At 59.6% G+C, this 25,377-nt stretch carries 20 protein-coding genes; 2 read left to right on the forward strand and 18 right to left on the reverse strand.

Features of this window, described 5'->3' with window-relative positions:
• Positions 1-6 precede the first annotated feature (6 nt).
• From yacG to pilB, 5 genes are read right to left on the reverse strand one after another with little or no spacing between them, the layout of a single operon-like run.
• Positions 7-207, reverse strand: a complete 201-nt coding sequence (gene yacG, locus ACQ4MY_RS25970; RefSeq protein WP_007909902.1) for a DNA gyrase inhibitor YacG — start codon at positions 205-207, stop codon at positions 7-9.
• Positions 204-827, reverse strand: coding sequence for a dephospho-CoA kinase (gene coaE, locus ACQ4MY_RS25975; RefSeq protein WP_158829410.1), 624 nt, complete (start codon positions 825-827; stop codon positions 204-206). Before coaE ends, yacG begins: the two co-directional genes overlap by 4 nt.
• Complete coding sequence (locus tag ACQ4MY_RS25980; protein ID WP_440096916.1) at positions 824-1,696, reverse strand: prepilin peptidase; 873 nt, start codon at positions 1,694-1,696, stop codon at positions 824-826. The genes coaE and ACQ4MY_RS25980 overlap by 4 nt, the downstream gene beginning before the upstream one ends.
• Position 1,697: 1 nt before the next feature.
• Positions 1,698-2,915: a type II secretion system F family protein gene (locus tag ACQ4MY_RS25985; RefSeq protein ID WP_440096917.1), complete on the reverse strand. Its 1,218-nt coding sequence runs from the start codon at positions 2,913-2,915 to the stop codon at positions 1,698-1,700.
• A 2-nt stretch (positions 2,916-2,917) separates the two neighbouring features.
• Positions 2,918-4,618, reverse strand: coding sequence for a type IV-A pilus assembly ATPase PilB (gene pilB, locus ACQ4MY_RS25990; protein WP_008078484.1), 1,701 nt, complete (start codon positions 4,616-4,618; stop codon positions 2,918-2,920).
• Between the two features lie 225 nt (positions 4,619-4,843).
• Between pilB and ACQ4MY_RS25995 the strand changes: the two genes are divergently transcribed.
• Together ACQ4MY_RS25995 and ACQ4MY_RS26000 are read left to right on the forward strand one after the other, a co-directional pair.
• Complete coding sequence (locus ACQ4MY_RS25995; RefSeq protein WP_008078482.1) at positions 4,844-5,260, forward strand: pilin; 417 nt, start codon at positions 4,844-4,846, stop codon at positions 5,258-5,260.
• A 309-nt stretch (positions 5,261-5,569) separates the two neighbouring features.
• Positions 5,570-5,920 carry a BON domain-containing protein gene (locus ACQ4MY_RS26000; RefSeq protein WP_008078478.1) on the forward strand — a complete coding sequence of 117 codons (351 nt, stop codon included), beginning with the start codon at positions 5,570-5,572 and terminating at the stop codon, positions 5,918-5,920.
• Positions 5,921-6,365: 445 nt separating this feature from the next.
• Here ACQ4MY_RS26000 and ACQ4MY_RS26005 read toward each other — a convergent pair whose 3' ends face one another.
• The 13 genes from ACQ4MY_RS26005 to ACQ4MY_RS26065 all read right to left on the reverse strand — a co-directional run bounded on the left by ACQ4MY_RS26005 (position 6,366) and on the right by ACQ4MY_RS26065 (position 25,371).
• Positions 6,366-6,662 carry a DUF2845 domain-containing protein gene (locus ACQ4MY_RS26005; protein WP_158831281.1) on the reverse strand — a complete coding sequence of 99 codons (297 nt, stop codon included), beginning with the start codon at positions 6,660-6,662 and terminating at the stop codon, positions 6,366-6,368.
• Complete coding sequence (locus tag ACQ4MY_RS26010; protein WP_440096918.1) at positions 6,662-9,613, reverse strand: DUF748 domain-containing protein; 2,952 nt, start codon at positions 9,611-9,613, stop codon at positions 6,662-6,664. Before ACQ4MY_RS26010 ends, ACQ4MY_RS26005 begins: the two co-directional genes overlap by 1 nt.
• A 198-nt stretch (positions 9,614-9,811) precedes the next feature.
• Positions 9,812-10,828, reverse strand: a complete 1,017-nt coding sequence (locus ACQ4MY_RS26015; RefSeq protein WP_440096919.1) for a class I SAM-dependent rRNA methyltransferase — start codon at positions 10,826-10,828, stop codon at positions 9,812-9,814.
• 148 nt (positions 10,829-10,976) lie between these two features.
• Entirely contained in the window at positions 10,977-11,849 is an 873-nt protein-coding gene (locus tag ACQ4MY_RS26020) for an oxygenase MpaB family protein (RefSeq protein ID WP_440096920.1), read from the reverse strand.
• A 51-nt stretch (positions 11,850-11,900) separates the two neighbouring features.
• A complete protein-coding gene (gene acs, locus ACQ4MY_RS26025; protein ID WP_008078466.1) occupies positions 11,901-13,838 on the reverse strand; it encodes an acetate--CoA ligase in 1,938 nt (645 codons plus the stop codon).
• A 230-nt stretch (positions 13,839-14,068) separates the two neighbouring features.
• Positions 14,069-15,733 carry a glucose-6-phosphate isomerase gene (gene pgi, locus ACQ4MY_RS26030; protein ID WP_440096921.1) on the reverse strand — a complete coding sequence of 555 codons (1,665 nt, stop codon included), beginning with the start codon at positions 15,731-15,733 and terminating at the stop codon, positions 14,069-14,071.
• Between the two features lie 375 nt (positions 15,734-16,108).
• Entirely contained in the window at positions 16,109-16,969 is an 861-nt protein-coding gene (gene panC / locus ACQ4MY_RS26035; protein WP_440096922.1) for a pantoate--beta-alanine ligase, read from the reverse strand.
• Positions 16,966-17,766, reverse strand: coding sequence for a 3-methyl-2-oxobutanoate hydroxymethyltransferase (gene panB, locus ACQ4MY_RS26040; RefSeq protein ID WP_440096923.1), 801 nt, complete (start codon positions 17,764-17,766; stop codon positions 16,966-16,968). The genes panC and panB overlap by 4 nt, the downstream gene beginning before the upstream one ends.
• A gap of 403 nt (positions 17,767-18,169) precedes the next feature.
• Positions 18,170-18,655 (reverse strand): 2-amino-4-hydroxy-6-hydroxymethyldihydropteridine diphosphokinase, encoded by a 486-nt coding sequence (folK, locus tag ACQ4MY_RS26045; protein WP_440096924.1) that lies wholly within the window; start codon positions 18,653-18,655, stop codon positions 18,170-18,172.
• 4 nt (positions 18,656-18,659) lie between these two features.
• A complete protein-coding gene (locus ACQ4MY_RS26050) occupies positions 18,660-20,063 on the reverse strand; it encodes a polynucleotide adenylyltransferase PcnB (protein WP_008080858.1) in 1,404 nt (467 codons plus the stop codon).
• A gap of 734 nt (positions 20,064-20,797) precedes the next feature.
• Complete coding sequence (locus ACQ4MY_RS26055) at positions 20,798-22,234, reverse strand: sigma-54-dependent transcriptional regulator (RefSeq protein ID WP_008080856.1); 1,437 nt, start codon at positions 22,232-22,234, stop codon at positions 20,798-20,800.
• A 22-nt stretch (positions 22,235-22,256) separates the two neighbouring features.
• On the reverse strand, positions 22,257-25,211 hold the full coding sequence (locus ACQ4MY_RS26060; protein WP_008080855.1) for a sensor histidine kinase: 2,955 nt from the start codon (positions 25,209-25,211) through the stop codon (positions 22,257-22,259).
• Positions 25,195-25,371 carry a hypothetical protein gene (locus ACQ4MY_RS26065; protein WP_003176118.1) on the reverse strand — a complete coding sequence of 59 codons (177 nt, stop codon included), beginning with the start codon at positions 25,369-25,371 and terminating at the stop codon, positions 25,195-25,197. The genes ACQ4MY_RS26060 and ACQ4MY_RS26065 overlap by 17 nt, the downstream gene beginning before the upstream one ends.
• Between the last annotated feature and the right edge of the window lie 6 nt (positions 25,372-25,377).

Raw genomic sequence — 25,377 nt, forward strand, 5'->3', positions numbered from 1 at the left:
CCGCGATCAGTGGCGCGGATCGAAGTCGCCGGAAAACAGTTCGTCTTCCGCATCCGGTGCGACCGGAATCTTGTGTTCTTCCGACGCCCAGGCGCCGAGATCGATTAGTTTGCAGCGATCGGAACAGAACGGGCGAAACTTGTTTTCAGCGGTGAACTCAACGGGCGCGCCGCAGGTTGGGCATTCAACGGTAGGAATCTGGCTCATGCTTGGCCTCCGGATAAAGTCAGGTAAAAGTGATGCAGACGCTCGACTTCGCTGTGCAGCCAGGCGAGGTCGCGGTCGTTGACCACCACGTCGTCGGCGCGGCTCACGCGGTCTTCACGGCTCGACTGGGCCTTGAGGATCGCCTGAACCTGCTGCTCGCTGGTCTGGTCACGTTGCAAGGTACGTTCGATCTGCAATTGTTGCGGGGCGTCGATCACCAGGATGCGCTGGGTCATCGCGTATTGCCCGGATTCGATCAACAGCGGCGACACCAGAATCGCATAAGGCGATTTTGCCAGTGCCAGGTGATGAGCGATTTCCTCGGCGATCAACGGATGCAGCAAGGCTTCGAGCCAACGCCGCTGCTCTGCAATCTCGAAGATCAGTTTGCGCAGGGCCGCACGGTCCAGCGTGCCGTCAGCTTGTAACACGCCGGGGCCGAAATGCTCGGCAATCTTTGCCAGCGCCGGGCGGCCAGGCTCGACCACCCAACGCGCCGCGTGATCGGCATCCACGACATGAATGCCGAGGTCGATAAAGTGCTGGGCGGCTGCGCTCTTGCCGCTGCCGATGCCGCCGGTCAGGCCGAGAATCCAGGGTTTTTCCACAGGGGTATTCATTTCAAACCGACAAACTGCCAATAGAAGTCGGTTATTTGACCACCCCAGAGCAAGGCAATCCAGCCGGCAATTGCCAGATAGGGGCCGAAGGGGATCGGTGTCGAGGTTTCCTGCTTGCGCAAACGCAACAGAATCACGCCGATGATCGCCCCCACCAGCGACGACAGCAGGATGGTCAGCGGCAGAATCTGCCAGCCGCCCCACGCGCCAAGCAATGCCAGCAGCTTGAAGTCACCATGGCCGATGCCGTCCTTGCCGGTCAGCAACTTGAACAGCCAGAACACCGACCACAGCGCCATGTAACCGGCCACCGCGCCCCACAGAGCATCGTGCAACGGCACGAACAGCCCGAAACTGTTGACGATCAATCCCAGCCACAGCAACGGCAGCACCAACACATCGGGCAGCAATTGATGCGCGGTGTCGATCAGGCTCATCGCCAGCAAGCCCCAAGTGAGGAAGATCAGCAGGCACGCCGGCCAGCCAAAACCGAAATGCCAGGCGATGAAGGCCGAGAGCAGCCCACACGCCAGCTCGGTCAGCGGGTAACGTTTGCTGATCGGTGCCGCGCAGGCCGAACAGCGCCCGCGCAGCCACAGATAACTGAGCAGCGGAATGTTCTCCCACGGGCGGATGCGGTGCGCGCAGTGCGGGCATTCGGAGTGCGGCAGCATCAGGTTGTAGGTCGGTAGCGGCGTTTCGCCGGGCAGGCCGAGCACGTCGTGAGCCTGCTGGCGCCAATCGCGCTCGAGCATTTTCGGCAAGCGCCAGATCAACACATTGAGAAAGCTGCCGACCACCAGCCCCAACAGCAGCGCGGTGCAGACAAAGGCCAGCGGGTACAGGGCAAACAGTTCGTCGATAGGCATGTCAGATCGCTGAGCCGAGTTGGAAGATCGGCAGGTACATGGCCACCACCAGCCCGCCGACGATCACCCCCAGCACGACCATGATGTATGGCTCCATGAGGCTGGTGAGGTTGTCGACCATGTTATCCACTTCTTCCTCATAGAACCCTGCGACCTTGTCGAGCATCTCGTCGAGTGCGCCGGACTCCTCGCCGATGGCGGTCATCTGCACCGCCATGTTCGGGAACACCCCGGTGGTGCGCATGGCGAAATTCAGCTGCATGCCGGTGGCGACATCCTGACGAATCCGCAGTACCGCGCGTTTGAACACCACATTGCCGGTGGCGCCGGCCACCGAGTCGAGCGCCTCCACCAATGGCACCCCGGCAGCGAAGGTAGTCGACAGGGTCCGGGCGAAACGGGCGACGGCGGACTTGTACATCAGCGTGCCCACCAGCGGCAACTTCAACAGCCAGGTGTCGCGACGGTCGCGCAAAGCCTGGGATTTCTTAAGTCCATGGCGGGTGCCAAAAATCACCACCACCATCAGCCCGAGCAGTGCCCACCACCATTGCTGCATGAATTCCGAAAGGCTGATGACCATCAGCGTGAAGGCCGGCAACTCGGCGCCGAAACCTTTGAACACCGACTGGAACTGCGGCACCACTTTGACCAGCAGAATCCCGGTGACGACTGCTGCCACCAATACCACGGCCGTGGGGTAGGTCATGGCTTTCTTGATCTTGGTCTTGAGCCGTTCGCTTTTTTCCTTATAGGTGGCGACACGCTCCAGCAAGGTATCGAGGGCGCCGGATTGTTCGCCGGCATCGACCAGATTGCAGTACAACTCGTCGAAGTACTGCGGCTTCTTGCGCAGCGCCGTGGCGAAGCTGTTACCGGCAGCGACCTCCTGTTTCACTTCGTCCACCAGTTTGCGCATGGCCGGGTTTTCGAAGCCTTCGCCAATGATGTCGAACGACTGCAACAACGGCACGCCGGCCTTCATCATGGTCGCCATCTGCCGGGTGAACAGGGCGATGTCCTGGGCCTTGATGCGTTTGCCGAGACTCAGCAAGGACACCGATTTCTTGCGCACCTTGCCCGGGTTGATCCCCTGTTTGCGCAGTTGCGCCTTGACCAGTGCGGGGTTCTGCCCGCTCAACTCACCGGTGATTTTGCTGCCTTTCCTGTCCGTGCCTTCCCAGGCATAGACATTCATTTTCGCTGCCTTGACCGCCATGTTCAGTCCTTGGTGACCCGGTTGATTTCTTCAAGGCTGGTGATGCCTTGCATGGCCTTGTGCAAGCCGGAGGTGCGCAGGTCATCAAAGCCGTCGCGGCGCATTTGACTATCGATTTCCAGCGAGTTGCCTTCGGCCATGATCAGCCGTTGCAGCTCAGGTGTGTTTTTCACCACTTCATAAATCCCCACGCGACCCTTGTATCCGCCGTTGCAATGATCGCAACCGACCGGCTCGTAGATCGTGAAATGGCCGATGCGTTCCTCGGGGAAGCCTTCTTTGATCAGGGTTTCCCGGGGGATCTCGATCGGCCTTTTGCAATGGCTGCAGAGTTTGCGCGCCAGCCGTTGGGCAATGATCAGGCTGACCGAAGTGGCGATGTTGAACCCGGGAATGCCCATGTTATGCAAGCGTGTGAGGGTTTCCGCCGCGCTGTTGGTGTGCAGGGTCGAGAGCACGAGGTGACCGGTTTGCGCTGCCTTTATCGCGATCTCGGCGGTCTCCAGATCGCGGATCTCACCGACCATGATCACGTCCGGGTCCTGTCGCAGAAACGAGCGCAGGGCCTGGGCAAAGTCGAGCCCTTGCTTGGGATTGACGTTGACCTGGTTGATGCCTTCCATGTTGATCTCCACCGGGTCTTCGGCGGTGGAGATATTGATGTCGACGGTGTTGAGGATATTCAGGCCGGTGTACAGCGACACGGTTTTACCCGAGCCCGTGGGGCCGGTGACCAGAATCATGCCCTGCGGCTGCTTGAGCGCGGCCATGTATAAGTCTTTTTGTGCCGGCTCATAACCGAGGGCGTCAATGCCGATCTGCGCGCTGGACGGGTCGAGAATCCGGATCACCACTTTTTCGCCCCACAGCGTAGGCAGCGTGTTGACCCGGAAATCGATCGACTTGCTCTTCGACAGGCGCATCTTGATCCGCCCGTCCTGGGGCTTGCGCCGTTCCGAGATGTCGAGGCTGGCCATGACTTTCAGGCGCGCGGCGATGCGTCCTGCCAACTGCACCGGTGGCTTGGCCACTTCGCGCAAGATGCCGTCGGTGCGCATCCGCACCCGGTAGTTTTTTTCGTAGGGTTCGAAGTGCAGGTCGGACGAGCCGCTCTTGATCGCATCCAGCAGCATCTTGTGAACGAAGCGCACCACCGGCGCATCGTCGGCGTCGAGTCCGCCAATGGCGTCCTGTTTGCTGTCGTCGATGGATTCGACATCGAGGCCGTCGAGGTCGACATCGGCCATGTCTTCGATGCCGGAGGCGTGGGTGTCGAAGAATTTTTCGATGGCATCGGTGAGTTTGTCGTCCTCCACCAGAATGGCTTCGGTGCTCAGGCCGGTGCTGAACTGGATGTCGTTGATCGCTTGATGATTGCTCGGGTCGGAAATCCCCACGAACAGTTTGTTGCCACGCCGCCACAGAGGTAGCGCGTGGTGCTGGCGCACAAGTTTTTCGCTGACCAGGCCTTTGGGCTGGGTTTCTTTGTCGAGGCAGTTGAGGTCGAGAAACGCCATGCCGAAATGCTCCGACGCGATCTCGGCCACCTGCCAGCCTTTCACCAGCTTGTTCTGCACCAGGTAACTGACCAGCGACAGGCGATTGCGCTGGGCTTGCTGCCAGGCTTGCTGGGCACTTTTTTCCGTGAGCAGTTCGGCCTGCACCAATTGCTTGGCCAGACCGCTCAGAGCGATGTCATTCATGGGGATTCCGCACGCTTGCAGTTCATGACTTATAGCCTAGTCAAGTGACAGCGCCAAACACGTCGGGTGCAGGTGACAAAAAGTGTCAGATAGTGCGGTTAGAGGTTGTAGGAAAGGGCGCGGCAGCGGGTGGGCGCCCAATGACTGGGGCCTGAAGGCATTGGCATGGGCTATGCTGCGTCCTTTGCAGATCATGAGATTTCGACTCATGCATGGAGCGTGTCTATGAAAAAACAACAAGGTTTTACTCTGATCGAGCTGCTGATCGTTGTGGCGATCATCGGTATTCTGGCGACCATCGCCTTGCCGCAGTATTCCAAGTATCAGGCGCGGGCCAAGGTCACCGCAGGGATCGCCGAGGCGTCGGCGCTCAAAGTCAATTTCGAGGACGTCATCAATGCCGGGTCGACCGATCCGAGCCTCACCAACGTCAACGCCGGGACCGCCGCGACACAGAATTGCACCTTGACCGCAGCCGGGAAGGTCGCCGATGGGACGGGCACCATTACCTGTACCTTGCTCAACGCGCCAGCGCCGGTATTGGGTCAAACCGTCACCCTGACCCGTAGCGCCACCACCGGCTGGACTTGCAAGTTCTCCGGCTCCAAGGACTACACAACCACCAGTTGCCCTGGGGTGTAACCACACGGCGGCAGTCTGTAGCTGTAGAAAAAATGCCCCGCACTGTCGGGGCATTTTCTATTGTCTGGTGCTTCACAAAAGCTTCAATATTTTCAGCGTGTTAGGAACTTTCCAAAAAACCGTAACTTGCATGTAGATAAACCGGAGGTCATGCAAAATGCATGATTTCGAAAATTTAACTAATTCATATCTTATTGATTTATAAGGTAATTATCGATTTTCAAAAGTTGGCACAGCGTTCGCAACTACCTTGGTAACCCTGCTGACAAGACACGCAGCAGACTTTCCAGAAAAACAGGAGTTACTCGTATGAAGAAGTTCGCTATCACTGCCGCTGCTGCTACCGCGCTGACCCTGACCATGGCTTCCGGCGCATTCGCCCAAACCACTCAGACTGCTCCAATGACTTTGGCTGCTGGTGAAGTTACCCAAGCTAAAGAAGCTACTTCCGATACCTGGATCACCACCAAAGTCAAAGCTGACCTGGTTACCGAAAAAGGCATTCCAGGCACCGACATTAAAGTAGAAACCAACAAAGGCGTTGTGTCGCTGTCGTCGACTACTGCAGTTACCGATTCGCAGAAAGACGTAGCTGTTGCGATCGCCAAGAAAATCAAAGGCGTCAAAGCGGTCTCCGCTGATGGCCTGAAAGCCGAGTAAGGCATGACTTCTCGCCTGGACCGGGAGAAGGTGCGACAGACGGGCCGAGCCATACGTCTGCCGCAACTTTAGAGTTCATGCGAACGGTCACACGGATGTGACCATTACGGGCCCCGGCACTTGTGTCGGGGCCTGTTCTATTTCTTAAAAGCAAAAGATCGCAGCCTGCGGCAGCTCCTACATTGGAATACGTTTCCTGTAGGAGCTGCCGCAGGCTGCGATCTTTTGATCTTTTCAGTGACCGCGTTTCTGCCGCAGGCGATTGCCTTCAAAGCGCAGGTATTGGTACATGCAGTTGCTAGGCCCGTACGTCCACATTACGGGCCCCGGAACTTGTGTCGGGGCCTGTTCTATTTCAGAAGCAAAAGATCGCAGCCTTCGGCAGCTCCTACATTGGAATGCGTTTCCCTGTAGGAGCTGCCGCAGGCTGCGATATTTGATCTTTTCAGTGACCGCGTTTGCTGTTGATCTGCCGCAGGCGATTGCCTTCAAAGCGCAGGTATTGGTACATGCCGTTACTCGGCCCGTACGTCCATTCCTCGACCTGGAACTCCTCGCGGCGATTGGCGCTGCGCTTGTAGCCCAACACATCGCGGCTGACCGGTTCGCCACACTTTTGCAGGACTTCGCTGGAGCGATCGCCGAGGCTGATCAATTGGCTGCCACAGCGCAGCGTGTCGGACGCCACGGCATGGCCGGTAGCGAAGGTCAGTGTCAGCGCGGCCAGCCAATGGCGTTTCATCATTCGGCATCCAGATGCATTTGCGTCACCACGCGGCCATCGCTTTCGGCCTCGCCAAGGTTGGCGTCGATGAAGTACACGCGGTCGTCTGCCAATTGGCCTTTGTCGACCAGATAATCCTTGATGCTGCTGGCACGGTCCTGACCCAACTGACGTAACAACACATCGCTGCTGCTCCAGAACTGGATCACGCCTTCGCGCATCTTCGCCGTGCGTTCCTCCTTGCCCAGATCCTTCCATTCGGCCGGTGGCTGGGTTTTCAGGCGGGTGCGGTAGATGCCTTCAAGCAGCGGACCTTTCTCGCTGTCCGGCACTTCAATCAGGGACGCCTGAGCCGGCACTTTGTCGCCGCGGCGCTGGAGCATTTTGTAGTAGTTGTACTGGTATTCACGCTCCAGACGTTGCTCGGCGAGCAATGGGCCGTCGCTGCTCTTGGCGGCGGTGCCTTCGATTTCCAGGCGCAGCGCCGGACGCTCCTTGAGTGCCTGGGACAGTTTGACCAGCGCGGCTTCGGCATCCTTGCTCAGTTCACTGGAGCCCGGGGCAAACGACACGGTGCCAAGGTCTTCCGACCCACCGCCACTGATCAGTCCGCCAATCATTTTGAAAGGGGCGGCAGCGGCTTTGACGATGAGGTTGCGCAGGGTCTGCCAGACAATCGGCATCACGCTGAACTGCGGATTGTTCAAGTCGCCGGTCACCGGCAGTTCGATGGAGATCTTGCCGTCGACATCCTTGAGCAGGGCAATCGCCAGTTTCAGCGGCAGGCTCACGGCATCCGGGCTGTCGACTTTTTCGCCGAGCTGCAATTGCTCGACCACCACTTTGTTCTCGGCCTTGAGCTGGCCTTTGGTGATCAGGTAATGCAGGTCGAGGTTGAGCCGGCCCTTGCGGATGCGGTAACCGGCAAACTTGCCGGAATACGGGGTCAGGGTGGTCAGCTCGACGCGTTTGAAACTGGTGGCGATGTCGAGGCTGGCCATCGGATCGAACGGATTGACCGCACCCTTGATGGTCACGGGCGCATAACGGTCAACCTTGCCCTTGATGTCGACGCTGGCCGGTTTTGCCTGACGGCTGTCGATGGTGCCGATCTGACCGTTGAGTTGCTGCACGGCGGTGGCGAAATTCGGTGTCAGGCTGAAGTCGGCGAAGTTGGCCGAGCCGTCATTGATCGCGATGCCGCCGATGTGAATGCCCAGCGGTTTGTCGTTGCTGACCGGTTTTGCCGCCGTGGTTTTCGCACCGCTGTCGGCCGGTTGCGGGATCAGCAAGTCGTCGATGTTGGTGGTGCGGTCATCGTTGATCATGAACCGCACATACGGCTGGAACAGATTGACCTTGTCGATCGACAGGCTGTCGCCGTGTTGATAGTTCAGGCCTTCGACCACCACTTGCTGCCACTTGAGGAAGTCGCGGGTTTTCAGGGTGTCGAGGGTGTGCAGTTGATCGATCTGCGCCCGCCCGGTAACGCTGAGGGCCAGTGGCTCGGTGCTCTTGAGGTTGACCTTCAAGTCACTGCCGAGCATGCCGCTGCGCAGTTCGAGGCGAATGAACGGGTTGATGTAGGACTGCGCGACACGCAGGTCGATGTCCTGGGTTTTCACGTTGAGCTGAGCGTTGACCGGGGCGAGGTTGACCGTGCCGTCGGCGCTGATCTTGCCTTGCTTGCCCAGCCCGCTGTCGAGCTTGAGCTTGAAGGGCGAGCCGTTGAGGCTGTCGAAACCCTCCAGATCGACGTTCAGCGGCGTGATATCCAGCGCCACAGGCGGATTCGCCGAGCGATCAGCCAAATGGACGGTGTAGTTGCGCAATTGCACGTCTTTGAGCAGCACCTGCCAAGGTTTGCTCGGGGCGTTCGGTTCAGCCTTCGGCGAGTCCGCGGCTGCCGGTGTGCTGGCCGGTTCGGCAGCGGCTTTGGCCGCCGGTTTCGATGGCTGGCTGGCGAAGAGTTTCTGCCAGTCCAGTTGCCCGTCGGCTTCCAGTGCGGCCCAGGTTTCGAGTTTCTGGCTGCGGATCTTGCCGACTACCACTTGCTGTTTGGCCAGGTCCACGGAGGTTTCGCTGACGTCCAGGCGTTCGAGTTTCGCCAACGGCCGCCCGTCTGGGGCCTTGATAGCGAACGGCGCGATGCTGACGGCGACGTTGTTGAGCAGCAGTTCGGTTTCTTTCGACAGATTGAGTTTGTATTCGGTGCTGAGACTGATCACGCCGTCTTCGAGAACCAGCGGCACCGAGTCACGCACGTACGGCCAGAAGGCTTTCATCTTGCCGTCGGTGACTTTCAGGGTGCCTTCGGAGGTGAACGGGATCAGGCTGAAATTACCGCTCCAGTCGATTCGGCCGCCGGCCGGGCCGATGGCGACCAGGGTCATGTCGGCGCTGTCTTCGGGCAGGGTGCTGAGGTTTTTCAGCTCGAAGCTCAAGTCGTCGTAAAGGAATTCGATGGGCTCGCTGGGACGTACATCTTGAAAATGCACGACGCCGCCGGCCAGTTTGATGTTGTCGATGCGCAGCGGGAAGGGCTTGGCGTTCGGGTCGGCGGGAACGGGCTCGCTGGCCGGAACCTTGAACAGGCCGAGCAGATTGAGCTTGCCGTCTTTGGCGAAAAGGATCTCGCTCTTGGGTTTGTCCAGTTCGATGTTGGCCAGATGCAGGGCTTTGGTCCACAGACTGTCGATTTGCAAGTCGGCGTACAGACGATCGAAGCCGACCTGTTCCTTGCCCGGCTCGCCAATGACCAGACCCCACAGGGTGACCTCAAGGCTGAACGGGTTGAGCTCGATGCGCTGGATATGCGCAGGCACGGTCGCGTAGTTGGCCAGTTGCTGGTTGGCCAAGCGCAGGGCAATGCCCGGCAAAATCAGAAACCCCAGCAGGCTGTAGAGGGCCAGAGCAGTCAACAAGGCGCCAATCGCGCGAATCAATCCTTTGGGCATGTGCGGCTTCATCTGTCTGAATCGGAGTGCCTTGGAGTATGGCACGCGATTCTGGTTCCGAAGTAACAGCCGTGCTGCAGGATTGTTCAGATTCTTCTCAAAACACAGAACCCATGTGGGAGCTGGCTTGCCAGCGATGAGGGCATACCAGTCGACGACTTTGTTGACTGACCCACCGCAATCGCTGGCAAGCCAGCTCCCACAGGGTAGTTATAGCTGCAGGATCAGGGTTTTCAGCGGTGGTTGCTGATCCTTCGACGGGAAGTCGGCGCCTGGGGTCATCACGCTCCATTCGCGCACTGGGCGGCCAGCCTTCTCGGCACAGCGCAGCACTTGCTCGCGCCAGTCGTCCATGCTGACTTTCGCCAGGTTGTTGCAGCAGATCAGCACGCCGTTGTCGGCGGTGGTCAGCAGGGCGGGTTTGAGCAGGCTTTGATAATCGCGTAGCAGGTCGACGGTGCCGAACGCACTCTTGGCCCAGGCCGGTGGGTCGAGCAGCACCAGATCGTATTGACGCTGATCGAGGCGCTGATAGCTCGGCAGTTTCTGCCCACGGCGCTGGCTGATTGGCAGGCCGGCCAACTGGCGGATCGCCGGGAAGTAGTCGGACTGGATGAATTGCATCTCGGGCAACTGCGGATTGAGCAAACCGTTTTCGCGACCGACCGCCAGATTGCCCTCGGCGAAATCGAGGTTACACACCTCACGCGCGCCACCGGCTGCGGCACTGAGGCCCACGCCGCAGGTGTAGGCGAACAGATTGAGCACGGATTTGCCCTTGGCGTGCTCCTTGACCCAACCGCGGGTGTTGCGCAGATCGAGGAACAGCAATGGATCCTGGCCGGCATGTCGCCCGCGTACGCGGTAGTTCAAGCCCCACTCATGGCCGACCAGATCAACCAGTGCGGCATCGTCGGCTTTATACACGCTGTCTTCGCGGTCGATGCGCGAATTGCCGCGCGAGCGATCGTTGTAGACCAGCAGGGTTTCCAGGCCCAACGTTTGATTGACCATGGCATGCAGTTGCAACAGGTGGTCACGCTCCAGCGTCTGGTGGAAACTCTGCACCAGCAGTTGCGGACCGTAGCGGTCGATGGTCAGACCGCCGGCGCCTTCCTGACTGCCGTGGAACAGCCGATAGCAATCGGTGCCCTGGCGGTGCAGCTCGGCCAGCAAATCCTGGCGTTGATCGAGGGCGGCGCGCAGCGCCTGATTCAAGGAAGACATGCATGCGCCTTGCTGGAGAGAATGGGGGCGCGGGAGTTTATCAGCTTGGCGAGCAATCGAGTGGCTACCATCGCGAGCAGGCTCACTCCTACAAGGGAGTTATGTTGCATACGAATCTCCTGTAGGAGTGAGCCAGCTCGCGATGCTTTCAGGTGATCAAACCCATCCGGCGTTTGGCGCGTTGCACCGAGCCGTTGCGCATTGCCCAGCGCAGCAGTGGCGCGCTGCGTCTGACGCTGGCGCGAATCAGTTGGCGTTGCAGCGAACTCTGGCGAACGTCGAGCATGTCGCTGGCCCAGTCCGGCAGCAGATCAATCCCCGCCTTCATCATCAGATCGCCAAACGGTCGTGCCAGAACACTCGGCGCCGGCGCGGCCAGTAACAGGCGCAAGACTTCACGGCTGCGGCCATCGCACAGCAACTGTGGGCGCATGCCTTGCAGATATTCGGCCACAGCCAGCCGCGACTTGGGCACATCGCGTGCGCCCAGACGTTCGGCGACCACGGCGATTTCCGCGTAGTAACGATCCTGATCCGAAACGGACAACTGCGGATTGCGATAGCGCAAATGCGCTGCAAGGAAGTTGCTGACCTCCGCCACATGCACCCACGTCAGCAAGTCCGGATCGCTCGCGGCGTAAGGCCGACCATCCGGCGCGGTGCCGACCACTTGCAGGTGAATGGTGCTCACTTTCTCGATCAGCCAGTCGGCATCACGCCTGGAGCCAAACGTGGTGCCGGAGACAAACTGACTGGTGCGGCGCAAACGCCCAAGCATGTCCTGACGAAAATTCGAATGATCCCAAACCCCGGCCAATGCCAAGGGATGCAGCGCCTGTAACAACAATGCGCTGATGCCGCCGATCAACATGCTGCTGAAATCGCCGTGCACCTGCCAACTGACCGAGTCGGGGCCGAACAGGCCGGGGTCACCCTTGGGGTTCTCCAGGTCGAGCTGACCGAGCGACAACCCGGTCAGGCTCATGAGTTGGTGTTCAATGCGACTGCGGATGAATTCCATGAGCACTCAGTGAAGGAGGGCGGGCGCGGCCGGTTGACCGCGCTCGACGGGTTACTGATTGAGGCGCTTGTCGATCAGGCCTTGCACCACGCTCGGATCGGCCAGGGTCGAGGTGTCGCCGAGGCTGTCGAGTTCGTTGCAGGCGATCTTGCGCAGGATGCGCCGCATGATCTTGCCTGAACGGGTTTTCGGCAAGGCCGGGGCCCACTGGATCAGGTCCGGTTTGGCGAAGCTGCCGATTTCCTTGCTGACATGGGCGAGCAGTTCTTTCTTCAACTCGTCGTTCGGTTCGGTACCGTTCATCGGCGTGACGAAAGCGTAGATGCCCTGACCTTTGACGTCGTGCGGATAACCGACCACGGCGGCCTCGGCAATGCTGTCGTGCAGCACCAGTGCGCTCTCCACTTCGGCAGTGCCGATGCGGTGGCCGGAGACGTTGATCACGTCGTCGATGCGCCCGGTGATCCAGTAATCGCCGTCCTCATCGCGGCGCGCGCCGTCGCCGGTGAAGTAATAGCCGGGGTAAGGTTTGAAATAGGTGTCGACCATTCGCTGCGGATCGCCGTAAACGCTGCGGATTTGCGCCGGCCAACTCGATTTGATCGCCAGCACGCCGCTGCCGGCGCCTTTGATTTCCTTGCCTTGCTCGTCAAGCAGCACTGGCTGCACGCCGAACATCGGCTGCGTGGCGCAACCCGGTTTGATCCGCTGGGCACTGACCAGCGGGCTGAGCATGATGCCGCCGGTTTCGGTCTGCCACCAGGTATCGACGATTGGACAACGCTGCTCGCCGACCACGTTGAAATACCATTCCCACGCTTCCGGGTTGATCGGCTCACCGACACTGCCGAGTAATCTGAGGCTGGCGCGCGAGGTTTCCTGCAACGGTTCGGCCCCTTCGCGCATCAACGCGCGCAGGGCGGTCGGTGCGGTGTAGAAAATGTTGACCTTGTGTTTATCGATGACCTGCCAGAATCGCGAACTGCTCGGGTAGCTCGGCACGCCTTCGAACATCAATGTGGTCGCGCCATTGGCCAGCGGGCCGTAGACGATGTAGCTGTGGCCGGTGACCCAGCCGACGTCGGCGGTGCACCAGAACACTTCGCCGTCGCGGTAATCGAGCACGTACTTGAAGGTCATCGCCGCTTGCAGCAAGTAGCCACCGGTGGTGTGCAGCACGCCTTTGGGTTTGCCGGTGCTGCCGGAGGTGTAAAGGATGAACAGCGGATCTTCGGCGTCCATCGGCTCCGGCGGGCAATCGTCGCTGACGTCGCGCACGGCCTGGTGATACCAGAGGTCGCGGCCCTCGACCCATTCGACTTTGCCCTGCGTACGCTCGACCACTACAACGGTGCTGACGTCCGGGCAACTCTGCAGGGCTTTGTCGACGTTCTGTTTCAGTGGCACGAACTTGCCGCCGCGCACGCCTTCGTCGGCGGTGATCACGGTGCGGCAGTCGGCGTCGAGAATGCGGTCGCGCAGGGAGTCCGGGGAGAAACCGCCGAACACCACCGAATGGACCGCGCCGATCCGCGAGCAGGCAAGCATCGCGTAAGCGGCTTCGGGGATCATCGGCATGTAGATGCACACCCGGTCGCCTTTCTTCACGCCACGGCTTTTCAGCACATTGGCCAGTCGGCAGACATGGTGATGGAGTTTTTTGTAGGTGATTTGTGCCGATTCGGCGGGGTCGTCGCCTTCCCAGAGCAGGGCGGTTTGATCGCCGCGTTGTTCGAGATGGCGGTCGATGCAGTTGTAGCTGACATTCAGTTTGCCCCCGGCAAACCAGGCGGCCTCTCCGGTTTTCAGGTCATAGCGCTGAACGGTCTGCCACGGTGTGCTCCAGTCGAGAAAGCGCGTGGCCTGTTCGGCCCAGAAGGCCGTGGGGTGTTCAATGGATTCGCGGTACAGACGCCGATAGTCTTCCTGACTCAACTGCGCAGCCCGGCGGACGGCATCGGCTTTGGGGAACGTGCTGATATCGAACATGACGGTTCCTTATTCTTGTTGTGCGACAAGAGGGGAGCTGTACGACCCTCGTAGGAGCTGCCGAAGGCTGCGATCTTTTGATCTTGTTTTTTAAGGTCAAGATCAAAAGATCGCAGCCTTCGGCAGCTCCTACCGGGATCGTGTACGCCACCGATTCTGCGATTAGCCCGGTGCCGTGGAACTGTCGATGTTGCAAGCTGTAGGGGCAGGCAAACCGCCCCTTCAGCCTATCACCCGCGGTGACGACCGCGGAAGTAGTTGATCAGGCCCTGGGTGGAAGGGTCATCAGCATTGGTTTCATCGCTGCCCACCAGACGGTTGTAAACGCCTTTGCCCAGTTCCTTGCCCAGTTCCACGCCCCACTGGTCGAAGGCGTTGATGCCCCAGACCACGCTTTGCACGAACACTTTGTGTTCATACATCGCCACCAGTGCGCCGAGACGGCGCGGGCTGATGCGTTCAACCACAAGGGTGTTGCTCGGACGGTTGCCCGGGATCACCTTGTGCGGTGCGAGTTTGTGCACCTGCTCCTCGCTCATGCCCTTTTCGCGCAACTCTTGCTCGGCTTCCGGCAAGGTCTTGCCGAGCATCAGCGCCTGGCTCTGCGACAGGCAGTTGGCGTACAGCCACTGGTGATGGTCGGAGACCGGATTGAAGCTGACGATCGGTACGATGAAATCGGCCGGGATCAACTGCGAACCTTGGTGCAGCAACTGGTGGTAAGCGTGCTGACCGTTGCAGCCGACGCCGCCCCAGATCACCGGGCCGGTATCGGTCGACACCGGGGTGCCGTCCTGACGCACGCTCTTGCCATTGGATTCCATGTCCAGCTGTTGCAAGTGCTTGGTGATGTTGCGCAGGTAATGGTCGTACGGCAGGATCGCGTGACTTTGCGCGCCCCAGAAGTTGCCGTACCACACGCCGAGCAGGGCCAGCAGCACCGGCATGTTCTGTTCGAACGGCGCGGTCTGGAAGTGCTGGTCCATGGTGTAGGCACCGGACAGCAATTCCTTGAAGTTGGACATGCCGATGGCCAGAGCGATTGGCAAACCGATCGCCGACCACAGCGAGTAACGACCGCCCACCCAATCCCACATCGGGAAGATGTTTTCTTCGCGGATGCCGAACGCCACGGCGGCGGCGTTGTTGCTCGAGACGGCGATGAAGTGACGATACAGTTCGGCTTCCGAACCACCCTGTGCCAGGTACCAGGCACGTGCGGCCTGCGCATTCTTCAGGGTTTCGAGGGTGTTGAACGACTTCGACGAAACGATGAACAAAGTGGTTTCGGCACGCAGTTTTTGCGTCAGCTCGTGGAACTCACTGCCGTCGATGTTCGCCAGGTAGTGGCAACGCACGCCTTTCTGCGCGTAGGACAGCAGCGCTTCGGAAACCAGTTCAGGGCCGAGGAACGAGCCACCGATGCCGATGTTGACCACGTCAGTGATCGGCTTCTCGGTGTAACCGCGCCACAGACCGTCGTGAATACGGCCCACGAGGTCGGTGATCTGGTTCAACACCTTGTGGACTTCCGGCATCACGTTGACGCCGTTGACCGACAACTTGTCGCCCACCGGACGGCGCAGGGCGGTGTGCAGCGCCGGGCGGCCTTCGGAGGTGTTGACGATTTCGCCATCGAACAGCGCTTTGATCGCGCCTTTCAAATCAACTTCATTGGCCAGGCCCACCAGCAGGTTGCGGGTCTGGGCGTTGATCAAATTCTTCGAATAATCGAGAAACAGGCCGCAGCTGCTGAGGGTGAACTGATTGAAGCGCTGCGGATCGGCATTGAAGGCCTCGCGCATGCTGAAATCCTGCATGGCCTGGCGGTGTTCTTTCAACGCTTGCCAGGCGGGCAGAGCGGTAACGTCTTTAGGAGTGAGGTAATACGCCATCGCTGCGGTTTTCCTTTTTACTTGAACGGCTTTTTGAACACTGAACAGACCGGCGCACCCTGTTTAGGCGCGGGGTCAAACTGCGTCGACACGATTTATTGGCGCAGGGCGAATACAGTAAACCTCGCGCTGCGATCTGTCTTGACTTTGTCTGACCAGATCCCTGTACTTTTTTAACATTAATACCGGGAATGGCCGACAAACGGAGGGGACGGGGCGCTGAGGCGAGCTGAACCTCCCGGGCTGGAATCGAACGGCCGGCAGTGTGCCCGAAGGCTTTATGAGCGGCAATACAACGCAAAAGATCGCAGCCTGCGGCAGCTCCTACCGGGTTATGTAGGAGCTGCCGCAGGCTGCGATCTTTTGATTTTGCTGTTAAACCGGGCTATCGAGGTTCAGGTGCAGGTTGTCGATCAACCGTGTGGTGCCAAGGAATGCCGCCACCAGAATCACCAGGTCACGGTCTTCAGCCGTCGCCGGACGTAAGGTCAGGGCATGGCGGATTTCCAGATAATCCGGACGCAACCCAGCCGCTTCCAGTTGTTGCGCCTGAGCGCTGATCAGCGCCGGGAAATCCCGTTCGCCTTGTTTGATCGACTCGGCAATGTTGCTCAGGGCGCGATAGACCACCGGCGCCACCGCGCGCTGTTCTTCGCTGAGGAAACCATTGCGCGAGGACAATGCCAGGCCGTCGGCGGCGCGTACGGTCGGCTCGCCGATGATCTGGATCGGCATGTTCAGGTCATGCACCAGCGCACGGATCACCGCCAGTTGCTGGTAATCCTTCTGGCCGAAAATCGCCAGATCCGGCTGGACCATGTTGAACAGTTTGCTGACCACGGTCGCGACACCTTCGAAGTGCCCCGGACGGCTGGCGCCGCACAGGCCTTGAGAAAGTTGCGGCACGCTGACGCGAGTCTGCCCGGCCATGCCGTCGGGGTACATTTCTTCGACCGTCGGTGCGAACAATAGCGAGCAACCGGCCTCCAGCAGTTTTTCCTGATCGGCGGCGAGGGTGCGCGGGTACTTGTCGAGGTCTTCGCCAGGGCCGAATTGCAGCGGGTTGACGAAAATGCTCGCGACCACAAAATCCACGCGTTGCGTGGCTTTGGTCACCAGCGCGACATGGCCGCTGTGCAAGTTGCCCATGGTCGGCACGAAGCCGATGCGCTTGCCTTCACTGCGGGCGCGGGCTACAGCGGCGCGCAGCTCGCGTACGGTTTTAACAGTATTCATGCCGAGAACCCGTGTTCGATGCCTGGGAACGTGGTGGCTTTGACTTCGCTGACGTAAGCCTTCAGCGCGGACTGAATGCTGTCCTGGCCGTGCATGAAGTTCTTGACGAATTTCGGTACGCGGCCGGTGATCGACAGGCCGAGCATGTCGTGCAGCACCAGCACTTGACCGTCGGTGGCATTACCGGCGCCGATGCCAATGACCGGAATCTTCACGGCCTGGCTGATTTCGGCCGCCAGTTCGCTCGGTACGCATTCCAGCAGCAGCATCGCCGCGCCGGCCTGCTCCAGCGAGATCGCGTCGGCACGCATCTGCCGCGCCTGGTTCTCGTTACGGCCCTGCACTTTATAGCCTCCGAGAATGTTCACCGCTTGCGGGGTCAAGCCCATGTGCGCGCACACTGGCACACCGCGTTCGGCGAGCAGACGGATCGACTCCGCGAGCCACAGCTGACCTTCGACCTTGATCATGTGCGCACCAGCCTGCATCAGCATGGCGCTGTTGTTCATGGTTTGTTCGAGGGTGGCGTTGGCCATGAACGGCAGATCGGCAAGGATCAACGCGTCGCTGTTGCCGCGTTTGACGCAGGCGGTGTGGTAGGCCATTTCTGCGGTGGACACCGGCAGCGTGCTGTCGTGACCTTGCAGGACCATGCCGAGGGAGTCGCCCACCAGCAGCACTTCAACACCGGCCTCATTACAGGCGTGGGCGAAGGTCGCGTCATAGCAGGTCAGCATGGTGATTTTTTCACCTTTCTGCTTGAGGCTCTGGAGCGTGGTCAGGGTGATGGCTGGCATGTAAAAAATCCTCGTTCAGGCGCTCTGGAAACTACTGCGAGTAACGCGCGTGATTCGTCATCTACTCAGGCGCACGGTCTTTTGTCGTGCTTATAAGGCCTGGCTTGCGCCCGTGTGTGCCGGGTTGGCGGCAGCGGGACGCCTATAGTCGTGATGAGCCAAGCGGAAGTCAATTGCGTGTGTTACCGCAATGTTACGAGGGGAGTGTTACCGGCGTTACTGATGCGATTCAGCGCCGTAGCGGGGTTGAATTACAGAATTTTTGTCCGACAAAAATAGCGATGTCGCACGCTATCCATGTAGGAGCTGCCGAAGGCTGCGATCTTTTGATCCTTGGGGTTTTAATAACAAGAGCAAGATCAAAAGATCGCAGCCTTCGGCAGCTCCTACAGGGGGATTTGCTTCAGGCTTGGGGGAGGCGTTCGAGGCCGACGAATGGGCAGGCGGCGAGCATGTCGGCGAGGGTGCGGCCATCGGGCAGATGAAGAGCCGGCGGCGCCAGTTCGGCGAGCGGATACAGCACGAACGCGCGTTCCTGAATCTGGTAGTGCGGGACTTTCAGCCGTGGTTCGTCGATCAGTCGATCACCGAACAGCAGAATGTCCAGATCCAGCGTGCGCGGACCCCAGCGCTCAAGGCGTTCGCGGCCCTGATCATTCTCGATCGCTTGCAACGCATCGAGCAATTCCAGTGGGGCGAGCGTGCTGTCGAGCGCCGCCACCGCGTTGGTGTAACGCGGCTGGCCCGGCAACAGGGAATCGCTTTGATAGAACGCTGAAACACCGGCGAGGGAAGTCTGCGGCAATTGCCCCAGCGCCTCGACGGCGCTGCGCAATTGTTCGGCGGGGGCAGCGAGGTTGCTGCCCATGCCGATGTAGATGCGTTCCATGCCTTTACTCGCCTGTCGAAGCGCTCGGGGCGCCGGCGCGTTTGCGCTTGGAGCCGCTGCTGCGACGACGTTTGCGTGGCGCGCCGCTGGCGTCATCACCTTTGCCGCTGAGGTCGCGGATCATGTCGCGGCGCTCACTTTCGTTGGCGTCCTGATAGTCCGTCCACCATTCGCCGAGGCCATCAGTCTCCTCGCCAGCACTTTCACGCAACAGCAGGAAATCGTAACCGGCGCGGAAACGCGGATTGTCCAGCAACAGGTCGGCACGTTTGCCGCTGCGGCGTGGCAAGCGTTCCTGCATGTCCCAGATCTCGCGGATCGGCATGGTGAAGCGCTTTGGAATCGCAATGCGCTGGCACTGTTCGGCGATCAGCTCGTGCGCGCCTTCCTGCATTGCCGGAATTGGCGGCATGCCACGTTCCTGCAAGCGCAACACGCGGGCCGGCAGGGCAGGCCACAGCAGCGCGGCAAACAGGAACGCCGGGGTCACCGGTTTGTTCTGCTTGATGCGCAGGTCGGTGTTGGTCAGCGCTTCGCTGATCAGCGTGTGGGTGTACTCCGGGTTGTGTTCCAGTGCATCGGCACTGGCCGGGAACAGCGGGGCGAACAGTTGCAGATCGACGAGCATTTCGAAGGTGATCGCGCCGTGTCCCGAGAGGAACAGCTTGAGCACTTCTTCGAACAAGCGCGCCGATGGAATCTCGCGCAGCATCGGCGCCAGTTCACGGATCGGCTGCACGGTGTGCTTCTCGATGCCGAAGTTGAGCTTGGCGGCGAAACGCACGGCCCGCAGCATACGCACCGGGTCTTCCTGGTAACGCTGCTTCGGATCGCCGATCAGACGGATCAGGTGATTGCGGATGTCGTGTACGCCGTTGGCGTAATCGAGGATGCGCTCGCTGACCGGATCGTAATACAGGGCGTTGATGGTGAAGTCGCGGCGTTGCGCGTCTTCTTCCAGGGTGCCGTAAACGTTGTCGCGCAGAATCCGCCCGCTCTCGTTACGCGAAGACTGATTGCTGTCCTCGTCGTCTTCGTTGACCGGGTGATTGGCGCGGAAGGTCGCGACTTCAATGATTTCGCGACCGAAATGGATATGCACCAGTTTGAAGCGACGGCCGATGATCCGCGCATTGCGGAATTCGGCACGGACTTGCTCGGGCGTGGCGCTGGTGGCGACGTCGAAATCCTTGGGCGTGATGCCCAGCAGCATGTCACGCACGCAACCGCCGACCAGATAAGCCTGGTAACCGGCACCTTGCAGGCGTTCGACGATATTCACCGCATAGCGGCTGAACTGCGTTTTCTGCAGCGAATGTTGACCGCTGTTGAGCACTTCAGGGGTGCTGCGGATGTGTTGCGTACGACGCACGGGAGTTCGGAATGACTGGAACAACTTCTTCAGCATGGGATGCACTGTTTGAAGGAATGTTCGGCCATACCAAAGAATGACCGCATGATGGGCGCAGATTCTAGCATTTAGTCGGGGGATGGTGTAGGACACGGCAGATTTGAGCTGCAAGCCGCAGGCTACAGGCGTCGCGCGCGATAAAAACAGGGGATTTTGCCGGGAGGGAGAAACTACAAGGGGAGCCGAAGCTCCCCAAGAAGTAGTTGCGTGCTCTTTTTATTATTGATTCGGGCTTCTTGTTTTTGTTGAGTGCCCTCGCCACGAAGCGTTTCCTTCGTGACCCTCCCAATCGGGAGCCAAGAGCAAACGGATTGCTTTGGTCGCTGAATTGCAGTGATCTCTCGATCCAACCAGTACAGGCTCTGTCTTAGGACAGTTTTTGTTGTTCTCGGCCTGGTCGTGGGGCAAGCCCCAAATACAACGCCTCTCCAAAAGAATCAGTTAGCTGCGCCTCTCGCCGTCTTGTTTTTATTGTGCGTGAGTCGATTCGTCTTATTTTTATTGTCTTGTGCATTGCTTGTTATTGTTCTTGTACCAAACATATAGCAGGGGTCGTGCCAACTTTTGCAAAACCCCGTAAAACAAAGGGTTAGGTCGATATAACCGTTTTCTCGGGGCGAAAAAAAGCCGGGGTTTCGTTACCGATAACCCCGGCTTCTGTTACGTGAATCGACTGCGGTAACAGTTTTTTCACATCCTCAACCGTTACCCGCACACTCGACAGGTAATGTTCAGCTCTCGCTGGCGACCCCGGTCTTGCGCCGTGGAATGCCCAGACGCTGACGACGCTCCCACAGACATTTACGGCTGACGCCCAGTTTGCGCGCCAGTTCGGTCTCGGTCATGTGGTCCTGATGCTCAAGGACGAAGTGCTGGAAATAGTCTTCCAGCGACAAGTCTTCGGTCGGCTCATGGCTGCTGTTGCTGGCGTTACCGCCCGTTTGCGGCGGCAGACCGATGAACTCGTCGTCTTCCAGATCGCTCAGCTCGATGTCGATGCCCAGCAAATCGGCGGAGATTTCCGGGCTTTCACTGAGAATCACCGCGCGCTCGACCGCGTTCTCCAACTCCCGCACGTTACCCGGCCAGGAATAGTGACGAATGGCCTGTTCGGCATCCGCAGCAAACTTGAGGTCGGTACGATTGATGCGCGCGCTCTGGCGAGCGAGGAAAGCCGTGGCGATTTCGTTGACGTCGGCACCGCGCTCGCGCAGGGCCGGCAGTTTCAATGCGATCACGTGCAGACGGTAATAAAGGTCTTCACGGAACTGGCCGATTTTCGCCAGACTTTTCAGATCCCGGTGCGTGGCCGCGATCAGGCGCACATCGACCTTCTGCGACTGCACGGAACCAACACGGCGAATTTCACCTTCCTGCAACACGCGCAGCAGGCGGGCCTGAGCTTCCAGCGGCAGTTCGCCGATTTCGTCGAGGAACAAGGTGCCGCCGTCCGCCGCTTCAACCAGACCTGCACGCCCGGCGCTGGCGCCAGTGAACGCGCCTTTTTCGTGGCCGAACAGTTCGGACTCGATCAGGCTTTCCGGGATAGCTGCACAGTTCACCGAAATCATCGGTGCCTTGGCGCGTTTCGACAGATTGTGCAGGGCGCGGGCCACCAGTTCTTTACCGGTGCCCGACTCGCCCTGGATCAGGACATTGGAATCGGTCGGCGCGACTTTGCGGATCTTGCTGTACAGATCCTGCATCGGCGGGCACGAACCAATGATGCCGATTTCGCCGTTGCTGTTGTCAGTGGCGGGTTTGCCGCTGCCATTGGCCGGTTTGCTGGCAACCGCTTCGCCGGCAGCCGGAGCCGATTGGCGATCACGCAGGATCCGCGCGACAGCCTGGAGCATTTCATCGTGGTCGAAAGGCTTGGCGATGTAGTCCACCGCGCCCATCTTCATCGAGTCGACCGCCGAGCGCAGGCTGGCGTAACTGGTCATGATCAGCACCGGCGTGCCCTGGCCGAGCTTGATCAGCTCGGTGCCCGGTGCGCCCGGCAAACGCAGATCGCTGACGATCAGGTCGAACGTAGGAATGGTGAAGCGTTCTTGTGCTTCCTGCACTGAACCGGCTTCGCTGACCTGGTACTGATTACGTTCCAGCAGGCGGCGCAAGGCGGAGCGGATAATTGTTTCGTCTTCGACGATCAAAATGTGCGGCATTGATTCGATACTCTCGACGGTCTCAGTTCACAGCGGACGTCGCTTCGACATGACGCGGTAAGGTCACCCGGATACGGGTGCCGCGTTGGCTTTGTACATCAGCCGGGCTGTCGATGGTGATTTGTCCATAATGCTCTTCAACGATGGAATAGACCAGTGCAAGGCCCAGACCGGTGCCTTCGCCAGGATCCTTGGTGGTGAAGAAGGGTTCGAACAATCTGTCCATGATGTTCTTCGGAATACCGCTGCCTTCGTCTTCGACGATCAGATCGACCGTGTGTTCGCCGGCTTCGCTCTTGACCCGTACCGCACTGTGCGGCGGCGAGGCGTCGCGGGCGTTTGAAAGCAAATTGATCAACACCTGCGCGAGTCGCTGCGGATCGCCTTCGACCCAGTGATCGGGATCGCACAGGTTGTAGAACTGCACTTCGAAATTGCGTCGGTTCAGCGCCAGCAGGCCGATGGCGTCCTGCGCCACTTCGGCCAGACACACCGGCTCGTCGCTGTGCTGATGGCTGCCGGCGTGGGCAAAACTCATCAGCGACTGGACGATGCGCGATATGCGTTTGGTCTGTTCGAGAATCTGCCCGCTGATTTCCGTCAGTTCGTCGTCTTCTTCGCGCTCTTCGCGCAGGTTTTGCGCCAGACAGGCGATGCCGGTGACCGGGTTGCCGATTTCGTGGGCGACACCCGCCGCGAGGCGACCAATGCTCGCCAGGCGCTCGGAGTGCACCAGTTTGTCTTCGAGCATCTGTGTTTCGGTCAAATCCTCGACCAGTAACACCAGGCCACTGTTACCCGGCGCGAGCGGCTCATCGATGGCCGCTTTGTGCAGGTTCAGCCAGCGGGTCTGGCCGTCGAGGGCCAGATGCTGTTTGTGCAAATGCTCGTCGGGCAGATTGATGAAGCCCTGCAACAATTCTTTCCACGGCTCGCCGATGGTGCTCAGGCGCGAACCGACCACGCGTTGCGCGGCAATCCCGGTGAGTTCTTCCATGGCCTTGTTCCACATCAGGATCTCTTGATCCTTGGCCAGCGAACAGACGCCCATCGGCAGTTCCTGCAAGGTCTGGCGGTGGTAACGGCGCAAGGCATCGAGTTCGGCAGCCAGACCGGTGAGGCGCGAGTGGTAATCCTCAAGACGGCTTTCAATAAAGTGAATGTCTTCGGTGACATAGTTTTCGCCGCCGGCCTTGTAGGGCAGGAAAGTTTCAACCATGTCCTGCGCCACGCTCGGGCCCATCAGGCCGGAGAGGTTGGCTTCAATGCGGTCGCGCAAACGGCGCAAGGCGTAAGGGCGGCGTTCGTCGAAGGGAAGGTAAAGGTCACGCAGGGCTTGCTCGACTTCTTTCTGCGCAGCCTTGGCGCCCAGTGGTTTGGCCAGTTGTGTGGCGAATTCCTGCGGGGAGGCAGCGTGCAGTTCGCGGCGCTGCGGGCGACGCACGTTATCCACAGCGCAGGCCTCGGCGGCGCTGGCTTCTTCCGGACTGGCATTGGTGAACAGCGAGATCAGCGTGAACATCAATACGTTGGCGGCGAGCGAGGCGATGGCCGCCATGTGCCAGCTGGTGTCGTCGAGCACGTAAATCATGTTCAGCAGCGGGATGTAGAAGCCCTGCAGATTGCCGACCAGCGGCAACAGCATGGTCACCACCCAGACCAGAATCCCCGCCAGCAGACCGGCGATAAAGCCTCGGCGGTTAGCGGTCGGCCAGTACAGTACGGACAGCACGCCCGGGAGGAATTGCAGGGTCGCCACGAAAGCAACAATGCCGAGGTTGGCCAGATCCTGCTCGGCGCCGAGCATCAGATAGAAACCGAAACCGGCCATGATGATCGCGACGATCAGCGCGCGGCGCGTCCACTTCAGCCAACGGTAGATATTGCCTTCGGCCGGCGGTTGATAGAGCGGCAGCACCAGGTGGTTCAGCGCCATGCCCGACAGCGCCAGCGTGGTGACGATGATCAGGCCGCTGGCCGCCGATAGACCGCCGACGTAGGCGAGCAACGCCAGCGGCTTGCTGTTGGCGGCGATGCCGATGCCGAGGGTGAAATATTCCGGATTGGTCGTGGCGCCCAGTTTCAGGCCGGCCCACAAGATCAACGGTACCGCCAGGCTCATCAACAGCAGGAACAGTGGCAAACCCCAGCTCGCACTGACCAGTGAGCGCGGATTGAGGTTCTCGGTAAACGTCATGTGATACATGTGCGGCATCACGATTGCCGAGGCGAAAAACACCAGCAGCAGCGTGCGCCATGGGCCTTCCTGCAATGGCGTGTGCAACGCGGCGAGGGCGGTCTGGTTTTGCAGCAGCCACACCTCAAGTTGCTGCGGGCCGTCGAACACCCCGTACAGCGCATACAAACCGACGCCGCCGAGGGCGATCAGTTTGATCACCGATTCAAAGGCAATCGCGAACACCAGCCCTTCGTGTTTCTCACGGGTGGCGATGTGGCGGGAGCCGAAGAAAATCGTGAACAGGATGATCAGCGCACAAAACGCCAGCGCTACGCGGCTCTGCACCGGCTCGCCAGTGAGGATGCCAATGGAATCGGCGACCGCTTGAATCTGCAACGCCAGCAACGGCAACACGCCAATCAGCATGAAGATCGTGGTCAGCGCACCGGCCCAGGTGCTGCGGAAACGGAACGCAAAAAGATCCGCCAGCGACGACAGTTGATAGGTGCGGGTGATTTTCAGGATCGGATAGAGCAGCACCGGCGCCAGCAGAAATGCGCCGGACACGCCGAGGTAGCTGGACAGAAAACCGTAGCCGTATTGATACGCGAGGCCCACCGTGCCGTAGAACGCCCACGCACTGGCGTAAACCCCAAGCGACAAAGTGTAAGTCAGCGGGTGGCGAATGATCGCGCGCGGGATCATGCCCCGTTCGCTGACCCAGGCAACGCCGAACAGCACCGCCAGGTACGCGGCGCTGATCAGGATCATCTGGGTCAGGCTAAAGCTCATCGGCATCTTTTTGGCTCTGCAGGATGAAGGTCACAACAATCAGGATCAGCCAAAGCAGATAAGGGCGATACCAGGCGCCCGTCGCGTCGATCCACCAATCCATGATGGCGGGGGAAAACAGGTAGATCCCGACGACTAAAAGCAGGACCAAGCGATAGATGTACATCCCGGC

The sequence above is a fragment of the Pseudomonas sp. SM4 genome (assembly GCF_051913165.1).
Taxonomy (GTDB): Bacteria; Pseudomonadota; Gammaproteobacteria; order Pseudomonadales; family Pseudomonadaceae; genus Aquipseudomonas.

Bases quoted from the DNA above. Each gene is read 5' to 3' on its own strand.
- ACQ4MY_RS26005 (WP_158831281.1), bottom strand. From the start codon at position 6,662: ATGAAACGCCATTGGCTGGCCGCGCTGACACTGACCTTCGCTACCGGC.
- ACQ4MY_RS26015 (WP_440096919.1), bottom strand. From the start codon at position 10,828: ATGTCTTCCTTGAATCAGGCGCTGCGCGCCGCCCTCGATCAACGCCAG.
- acs (WP_008078466.1), bottom strand. From the start codon at position 13,838: ATGTTCGATATCAGCACGTTCCCCAAAGCCGATGCCGTCCGCCGGGCT.
- ACQ4MY_RS26055 (WP_008080856.1), bottom strand. From the start codon at position 22,234: ATGCCGCACATTTTGATCGTCGAAGACGAAACAATTATCCGCTCCGCC.
- ACQ4MY_RS26000 (WP_008078478.1), top strand. From the start codon at position 5,570: ATGAAGAAGTTCGCTATCACTGCCGCTGCTGCTACCGCGCTGACCCTG.
- pilB (WP_008078484.1), bottom strand. From the start codon at position 4,618: ATGAATGACATCGCTCTGAGCGGTCTGGCCAAGCAATTGGTGCAGGCC.
- coaE (WP_158829410.1), bottom strand. From the start codon at position 827: ATGAATACCCCTGTGGAAAAACCCTGGATTCTCGGCCTGACCGGCGGC.
- ACQ4MY_RS26060 (WP_008080855.1), bottom strand. From the start codon at position 25,211: ATGCCGATGAGCTTTAGCCTGACCCAGATGATCCTGATCAGCGCCGCG.
- ACQ4MY_RS25980 (WP_440096916.1), bottom strand. From the start codon at position 1,696: ATGCCTATCGACGAACTGTTTGCCCTGTACCCGCTGGCCTTTGTCTGC.
- ACQ4MY_RS26050 (WP_008080858.1), bottom strand. From the start codon at position 20,063: ATGCTGAAGAAGTTGTTCCAGTCATTCCGAACTCCCGTGCGTCGTACG.
- ACQ4MY_RS25995 (WP_008078482.1), top strand. From the start codon at position 4,844: ATGAAAAAACAACAAGGTTTTACTCTGATCGAGCTGCTGATCGTTGTG.
- ACQ4MY_RS25985 (WP_440096917.1), bottom strand. From the start codon at position 2,915: ATGGCGGTCAAGGCAGCGAAAATGAATGTCTATGCCTGGGAAGGCACG.
- folK (WP_440096924.1), bottom strand. From the start codon at position 18,655: ATGGAACGCATCTACATCGGCATGGGCAGCAACCTCGCTGCCCCCGCC.
- ACQ4MY_RS26020 (WP_440096920.1), bottom strand. From the start codon at position 11,849: ATGGAATTCATCCGCAGTCGCATTGAACACCAACTCATGAGCCTGACC.
- ACQ4MY_RS26010 (WP_440096918.1), bottom strand. From the start codon at position 9,613: ATGAAGCCGCACATGCCCAAAGGATTGATTCGCGCGATTGGCGCCTTG.
- pgi (WP_440096921.1), bottom strand. From the start codon at position 15,733: ATGGCGTATTACCTCACTCCTAAAGACGTTACCGCTCTGCCCGCCTGG.
- panB (WP_440096923.1), bottom strand. From the start codon at position 17,766: ATGCCAGCCATCACCCTGACCACGCTCCAGAGCCTCAAGCAGAAAGGT.
- yacG (WP_007909902.1), bottom strand. From the start codon at position 207: ATGAGCCAGATTCCTACCGTTGAATGCCCAACCTGCGGCGCGCCCGTT.
- ACQ4MY_RS26065 (WP_003176118.1), bottom strand. From the start codon at position 25,371: ATGTACATCTATCGCTTGGTCCTGCTTTTAGTCGTCGGGATCTACCTG.
- panC (WP_440096922.1), bottom strand. From the start codon at position 16,969: ATGAATACTGTTAAAACCGTACGCGAGCTGCGCGCCGCTGTAGCCCGC.